The sequence below is a fragment of the Aliiruegeria lutimaris genome, from assembly GCF_900099935.1.
Lineage (GTDB): Bacteria > Pseudomonadota > Alphaproteobacteria > Rhodobacterales > Rhodobacteraceae > Tropicimonas > Tropicimonas lutimaris.
On sequence record NZ_FNEK01000063.1, the window covers coordinates 23,367 to 30,365 of the forward strand.

At 60.4% G+C, this 6,999-nt stretch carries 4 protein-coding genes; 2 read left to right on the top strand and 2 right to left on the bottom strand.

What is annotated here, in order from left to right; all coding sequences use genetic code 11:
• Positions 1–32: 32 nt before the first annotated feature.
• Positions 33–1,373 carry a metal-dependent hydrolase family protein gene (locus tag BLR85_RS21480; RefSeq protein WP_093162176.1) on the bottom strand — a complete coding sequence of 447 codons (1,341 nt, stop codon included), beginning with the start codon at positions 1,371–1,373 and terminating at the stop codon, positions 33–35.
• Positions 1,374–1,447: 74 nt separating this feature from the next.
• On the bottom strand, positions 1,448–2,899 hold the full coding sequence (locus BLR85_RS21485; protein ID WP_093162179.1) for a metal-dependent hydrolase family protein: 1,452 nt from the start codon (positions 2,897–2,899) through the stop codon (positions 1,448–1,450).
• Positions 2,900–3,048: 149 nt separating this feature from the next.
• Here BLR85_RS21485 and BLR85_RS21490 point away from each other — a divergent pair, with 149 nt between their 5' ends.
• Together BLR85_RS21490 and BLR85_RS21495 are read left to right on the top strand one after the other, a co-directional pair.
• Positions 3,049–4,119: a helix-turn-helix domain-containing protein gene (locus BLR85_RS21490; protein ID WP_170844684.1), complete on the top strand. Its 1,071-nt coding sequence runs from the start codon at positions 3,049–3,051 to the stop codon at positions 4,117–4,119.
• A 67-nt stretch (positions 4,120–4,186) separates the two neighbouring features.
• A complete protein-coding gene (locus tag BLR85_RS21495) occupies positions 4,187–6,895 on the top strand; it encodes an AsmA family protein (RefSeq protein WP_093162185.1) in 2,709 nt (902 codons plus the stop codon).
• The last annotated feature ends 104 nt before the right edge of the window (positions 6,896–6,999 follow it).

The following is a 6,999-nucleotide window of genomic DNA, read 5'->3' on the forward strand; positions in this document are numbered from 1 at the left end:
GGGCGGACGAGGGAGACCGCCCCACGTCCTCGTCAGTCCAGCGTGTTCTTGTAGATCACGCCGTCTTTCATGATCAGATCGAAGTTGTTCTCGTAGTCGGTCATGATCATCGCATCCTCGACCGGATTGCCATCGACCAGCAGGATGTCGGCATAGGCGCCCTCTGCGATCACGCCGAGCGGCCCTTCGGGATAGGGATTCAGCTTGCCTGACAGGGCGAGCAACTCACCGGCCTTGGAGGTCGCCTGCAAGAGCACTTCATAGGAGGACCATTCCTCCAGGCGATACTTGAACTCGTCATTTTGCTTCGTGAGCGCCGCAGGATCGCCGATGATGTCGGTTGAAAAGACGACCTTTTCGATCCCGAACTCCTTCAGGAGCTTCATCTGGTTGCGAGCCCCGGCCTGCACCTCAAGGAATTTCGGGGCGGAGAGCGGGCCGAGAACCTTGATGACGGTCTCCTCGTCGAGACCCAGAAGGGAGTAATATGGCACGACCCAGACATCCGCGTCCTTGATCGCCTGCGCGGACACCTCGGTCATCAATTGCGCATGGTCGATGCTCAGGACGCCGGCTTCGATGGACCGCAGAATGCTCTCGTCATTGTAGACATGGACCAGAACGTAGGTGCCATAATCCGCTGCCGCCTTGACCGCCGCTTCCAGCTCTTCGGGCAGGTATTGAACGGTGTGGAGCGGGTCCACGCTGGAAGACACGCCACCGCCGGCCATCACCTTGATCTGCGACGCGCCCAGCCGTAGCGCTTCGCGTGTCGCGCGCAGGACCTCCGGAACCCCATCGGCCAGGAACTCGAGGTGCTGGTTGAAGAAGGAGGGCGAGGACCCTTCGAAATTCGGGTGCGGTTCCGTGTAGTGCCTGTGCTCGCCATGGCCGGAGGTCTGCGAGATCACCGGGCCGGACGGATAGATACGCGGCCCCACGGCCTTGCCCCGGTCGATGGCTTTCTGAAGCCCCATCGCCGGTCCACCCGCATCGCGGACGGAGGTGAAACCGCGCAACAGCATCTTTTCCGCCTCGACCGTGGAGGTCGCGCCCCAGTACATCCAGTCGAAATTGTCCCTGAGATCCGCAATCGGCTCGGTGATCGCCATGTGAACATGGGCGTCGATCAGACCCGGCATGAGCGTACGCCCACCGCCATCGATGATCCGTGCGTTGGCGACCGCGAGGGGTTCGGCCGAGACCTCGACGATCAGGTTGTCCTGAACCAGGACGTTCGCGTTTTCGATGCGCTGTTCGTTCACGCCGTCGAAGACATGAACATTGGTAAAGAGGATCGGGAAGCTTTCGTCCTGGGCAAGCGCGAGAGAGCTGCCGGCCAGCCACAAGGCGGCTGCAAGTGCGTGTTTCATTTTGGCTCCATTGGTGAGTGCGGCGGATCAGGGTAGAAGGCGGGGCGGACGAGGGAGACCGCCCCGCGCTCCCTTCAGTCCAGCGTGTTCTTGTAGAACTTGCCGTCCTTCATGATGACGCGGAGCGTTTCGAAACCTTCTTCGCGCGGTTCCGCGTCAAACCATTTCGGTTGAGCCCCCAAGACTGACAAATCTTCCAGCGGATTGCCGTCCACGATCAGGATATCGGCATAGGCCCCGGCTTCAATCACGCCCAGTTTCTCAGGATAAGGATTGCGTTGTCCGGTCAGTTGCGCCAGTTCGCCCCCCGTCGATGTGGCCGAGACCAGCATCGCATGATTTCCGAACCAGTCGGCAAACTGGTACTTTTCGAAATCCCGATGGGCGCGGCCCTGATCGAGCGTTGACAGGACTGTATCAACATTGTGGACGATCTTGGGTTTGTACTTCTTGACCAGATCAATGAGGTCTTTGGATTGTTCGTGCGCGACCGCCAGTTTCAAACCCGAGGGAGTGCCCGGGGCAAAGTTGGGATGTTCGAACAGGATCGGCGAGAACCCGGCAGTGTTGAGCGACCAGATGACGCCTTCATCGACCATGCGCTTTACAGTTTCCTCCTTGATCAACTGGCCATGATCGATGACCTTCACACCGGCATCCAGAGCCAGTTGAGCAGTCTCGTCTGTGTAGGCGTGTACGAACACATAAGTGTCAAAAAAGGCGGCAACATCCACTGCGGCCTTGATCTCGTCCACGCTGTAACCGACGGACCAGAGGGGGTCCAATTCCGAGGAGACGCCACCACCGACTGTCAGTTTGATTTGTGTGGCCCCGTAGCTGAGGTTTCTGCGCGCGGCTGCTCTGATTTCGTCTGCGCCGTCTGCAACGACGGCGAGATTGAGTTCCTCAACTTGTGAGACAGGGCCACCTTCGGCGCGGGCACGCGGGCTGCGCCAGTCCGTGTGACCCGATTGCGGCCCGATGCAGGCCCCGCTTGGGTAAATCCGAGGCCCGACGATGACATCCTGATCAATCAGTTTCTTCATCGCATCGCCTTGGCCACAGGCATCGCGAACTGTCGTGTACCCATCCATAAGGTAGTCACGCGCGTTCGCAGCCGCCATTGCGCCAATGCCGTCCCATTGGGCATACTCCGCTCCCCCGAAGGACGTGAACAGGCCAGTCAGGTTCAGGTGAACGTGGCTGTCGATCAGCCCGGGCATCAGGGTCCGGCCCCCACCATCGATCATGGTTGCGCCGGGCGCATCAATGGACTCGGTCGAAACCTCCTTGATCAGGTTGCCTTCGACCAGAACGCTGGCGTTCTCGATCCGCGCTTCATTGAGGCCGTCGAAGACATGGACGTTGGTGAACAGGGTCTGCGGCAACGCATCGTCCTGTGCGATCGCCATGGTAGAGAACGATGCTGCGGCAAATGCGGCCGGCAGCAACGCCTTCAGGTTGAGTGGTGTCATTCGGTGCCCTCCCAGGAGTGGATAGAATCGATCTTTCTGTCGACCGGTCATCCCACTATGCACACTTGCACTGAGATCCTTTTGACCCGTCAGTCCCTCGAGTCATTTTTTTGACCCGGTTCGGTCAATTGCGATCATTTTTCTCTTGGTCGTCTGGCATACGCCCTCATAGCGTGACGGAAAGCGAAAGGGTGATGCCTATGCCGCAAGGAGAACAGAAAGACGGCTTGCCCCTCGTGCGCGCCACGGTGCTCGGCCCTGCCGTGGAGATGATGCGGCGGCTCGATGCGGACCCCGCCTTCGCGCTTGGGTTGCATGGCCTGAGCGAAGAACAAGTCCTGAACCCAGCCGCCTTCATCCCGCATGACACGGTTTATGCGGCGCTGGCCTCCATCGCCGACATCACCCGACGGGATATCTGCGCCTTGGCGGGACAACAGACAGATCTGTTGAAGTTCCTGCCGCGTGGCCCGTTGCTCGGCCAGTCGGTGACCCTTGGCGACTTCTTCACCCGGTTCACCCAGATTGTCTCGAAGGAGAGCAACGCGGTGTCCTTCCGGCTCCTGATCGAGGAGGAGCACGCCTATTTCACCACCAGCCGCAATTTCGAACCCGAGGTTTCGCCGGGCCACTCGGACGCATTTCTTGTCGGGATCTGGATATCGCTGCTACACCGGGTTCTCGATTTCCGATGGGATCCCGCGCAGTTGGTCTTGCGCCTCTGCGACCCCACCCTGCTGCCGGAGCAGTTTCATGGCGTGCGGGGCATCAAGTGCAACAACAGGGGATACTCGATCCGCTTTCCGGCGGCTTGGCTGTCGCTTCCGATTTCACCCGAGACCCTGGCGAACCCCGAATTCGATCATGGAGAGGGGGTTCATCTCGATGCGCCCCTGGACTTCCTCGAAGGCTTCGAAATCCTCGTGCGGTCAAAGCTTTCCGACCCTGCGCTGACGGTGAGCGAAGCCGCCCGGATGTGCAGTGTTTCGACCAAGGTCTTGAACAAAAGACTGTCGTCCTACGAAACCTCGGCGTCCAAGGTGATCAACAAGCTGCGGATGGAACAGGCCTCAGACCTGCTTGCCGAAACCGAGCTGTCGATCAAGGAGATTGCGCAACTGGTCGGCTTGTCCGAAACCTCGGCACTCACCCGGGCCTTTACACGGAATTTCGGCATGTCCCCGAGAGACTGGCGCAAGGCACGGGCATCGGAACAACAATCTGATGCTCCCGAGCCGGTTCCGCCAGACGGCGATGCGGAAACGCCATAAACGCGACAACGATACATCTGCTTCTCCGGCCACTCCGGCGTTACCGGCGACAACTGAAAGAAACACGATGAAGAAATTCCTGCTCTGGACGATCGGTTCACTGCTTGGGGTGGTTGTTCTTGCGGCGCTCGGCGTCTGGCTCCTGCTCGCCCTGCCACTCTTCTCGGACCTACGGCGGTCGATAACCGAGGACATTCTATCAGAACAGATCGGACAGCCGCTCCACATCCAGGAGGACGTGCGTGTCGTCCTGGGGCCGGTCAGTCGGATCACCGTCGCTGGTGTCGAGATCCCCAGCCAGTCGATCGAGGGCACGGCGCTGGCGGAGCTGAATCGACTTGAGATGGATCTCGACCTTGTCGCACTCAGCCGGGGTGAGTTTCACTTTGACGATCTTCTGGTGGATGGCGTTCAGGCCAACCTGTTGACCGACGCGGATGGTACGACGAGTTGGCGCGACGCGCCGCCCGAGACGAAAGACGAAGTGGAGGACCCCGATCAGGCGCAGAGCGAGACCGGTGGGGAGGGTATCCTCGTTTTCCTCAAGGACAAGAATGTCGAGTTCACCTCGATCGGCCTGACCGTCGACAACGCGGTCTCCGGGTTTTCCTTCGTCTTTGACCTCGAGAACCTGTCGCTGTCACAAGATACCGGTGGCGCAAGAACGGTTTTGAATGGACTCGGAACCGTCAACGGGCAGACATTCGAGGTTGAGGGCGACTTCCCGCATGATGCGGCCTTCACCACCCGGGCGGCGTTCGGAGACCTGACGGCCGATTTCAACGGCGCACCCTTTTCCCCTGATGAAGGTGGCGGGTTTTCGGGCGATCTCGCGTTGGAAACCGGCGCGTTCGGCGATTTCCTCGAGATGCTCGGGCTTGAGAGGTCGCTTGAAGGCAACGGTTCTTTGCAGGCCCGCCTTGTCAGCCAACGCGGGCTGCTCGGGATTGAAGATTTTGCCGCCATTGTCACGTTGGAAGGCGGGCAGGAACTCACCGCCAACGGATCGGCCGAGAACCTGCTGGAGACCAAGGGGCTGGGCGTCACCTTCGATGCGCAGCTCTTTCCGCAAGACAAGCAACCGCCCAGGGCAAAAACCTTTGGCGACCTGAAGCTGACCGGCATCGACATGCATGTCGTCAGCACCGACTCCGGTCTGGAATTCGAGAACCTGGCCTTTCATACCAACCTGTTCGACCAGGGGCTGGAACGTGTCGGCCCGATCACCATCGAGCATCTCCGCAAGCTGCCCGATGGTCGGCTGGCAATGCAAGGCATGACTCTGCAGGCCGGCCCGCTGGAGGAGCCCTACCTTCTGGCAGAGGGCGAGATTCTTGACCTGCTGAAGCTGGGGGACCTGTCCTTTGAGGGTACCCTGACGGGTCCGGCAAAGCTCATCCTGGCCGACCTGGGGGAGGAGGTTGCCGGTGCATTCGGCGGGATCGAAGCCGGCTTTGAGTTCTCGGACGAAAGCGGCGCGCTGGCGTTGAACCGGTTCGAGGCCACGAATTACGGAACGGATATCTGGACGCTCGATCTACATCTCCTCGTGGATGATCTGACCGCGCTTGGGGGCCTCGATTTCGATGTCGATTTCGACGTTCTGGACGGCGAGACGTTCCTATCCGCACTGAACCTGGAACCCGTTCCCGTCGGCGCCCTGGGCGTTGCCGCCTCGACCCGGAAACAGGGCGATGACTTCACCGCGAGCGTATCCTTCACCGCTGGTGGATCGGATCTCGCGGCCAAACTCGACGCCACATTCCCCGAAGGAGCCCCGGTTGTTCGCGGCACGATCGAAAGCGACCGGGTGAACCTTGGCGATCTTCAGAACCTCTCGGCCTCCCTTGCCCAGCTTCAGGTCCTGTTCGACAGTGACAAGCGGGAGGACGATCCGGACGTGAAACCTCTGGTCCTTCCAAAGGAGGAGCCAGAGGTGAAGCCACTGGTACTGCCAAAGGAACAGGCAAAGCCCTCCGACCTGCTGAACCCGGAAGAGCTGCTGACGAAGGCCGATGTGGAGGTCCTGATCGATTCCCGCGAGATCAGCGGCCAGCAGGGCGTGTCGGCTGTCTCCAGTACGTTGTCATCGAAGGAAGGAAAGCTGCGCTTCGGACCGCTCGACCTAGCCTATGGCGGCTGGCATTTCAGCCTGACAGCGGCGATGGACATGGTCAATGCGCCGGACCGTATCGCTCTTTCAGGCGCAACAAGCGGCTGGGATTTCGGCGAGATCCTCGACTCCCTGGGGCTTGGCATCGATGCCCACGGCACGCTGCGCGGCGATTTCGACATCACCAGCAATCTGAAATCGTCCAGCTTTGTCAACTCCATGCGCGGCCGGGCGTCGATCTCGATGGCCAATGGAAACATCAGCACGAGCCTTCTGGAACTGGCTGGGCTGGGTGTATTCCCATGGTTGTTCTCCAGGGAACTCCAACAGGGCTACACCGACATTACATGTATCGTCGCCCCCGTCCGGATCGAAGCCGGAAAGGCGAGCACGAACTCCATCGTGGTCGAAACCGGTTCCGTCCAACTGGTCGGCAAGGGAACGGTCGATTGGGTCAATGACGCGATCTCCCTGCGAGCAGAGCCGCGCCGCGTCGGCAAGCCGCTGTCGCGCAGCGCCTGGCCCTTTGATGTGACCGGCAAGCTCTCCGCCCCGGAATTCAAACTGGATGTCGGAGGCTCGCGGAGCCGTCGGGCCGATGGCGCCGACCAAATGCCGGCCAACCGCAAACCCTGCGTGCCGGACATGCATCAGCTGGAATAGGGGCCCGCTACTCGGCGGCCGGCTCCGTTTGTTCGGCCTGACAGGCCTTCACCGCCTCGACGGCCTTGCTGGAGCCGGACAGATCGACAAGGAACTTCTGCTCA

What these genes read in the sequence shown, in the direction of transcription:
- BLR85_RS21480 (WP_093162176.1), bottom strand. Translation starts at nt 1,373, where the DNA reads ATGAAACACGCACTTGCAGCCGCCTTGTGGCTGGCCGGCAGCTCTCTC.
- BLR85_RS21495 (WP_093162185.1), top strand. Translation starts at nt 4,187, where the DNA reads ATGAAGAAATTCCTGCTCTGGACGATCGGTTCACTGCTTGGGGTGGTT.
- BLR85_RS21485 (WP_093162179.1), bottom strand. Translation starts at nt 2,899, where the DNA reads ATGACCGGTCGACAGAAAGATCGATTCTATCCACTCCTGGGAGGGCAC.
- BLR85_RS21490 (WP_170844684.1), top strand. Translation starts at nt 3,049, where the DNA reads ATGCCGCAAGGAGAACAGAAAGACGGCTTGCCCCTCGTGCGCGCCACG.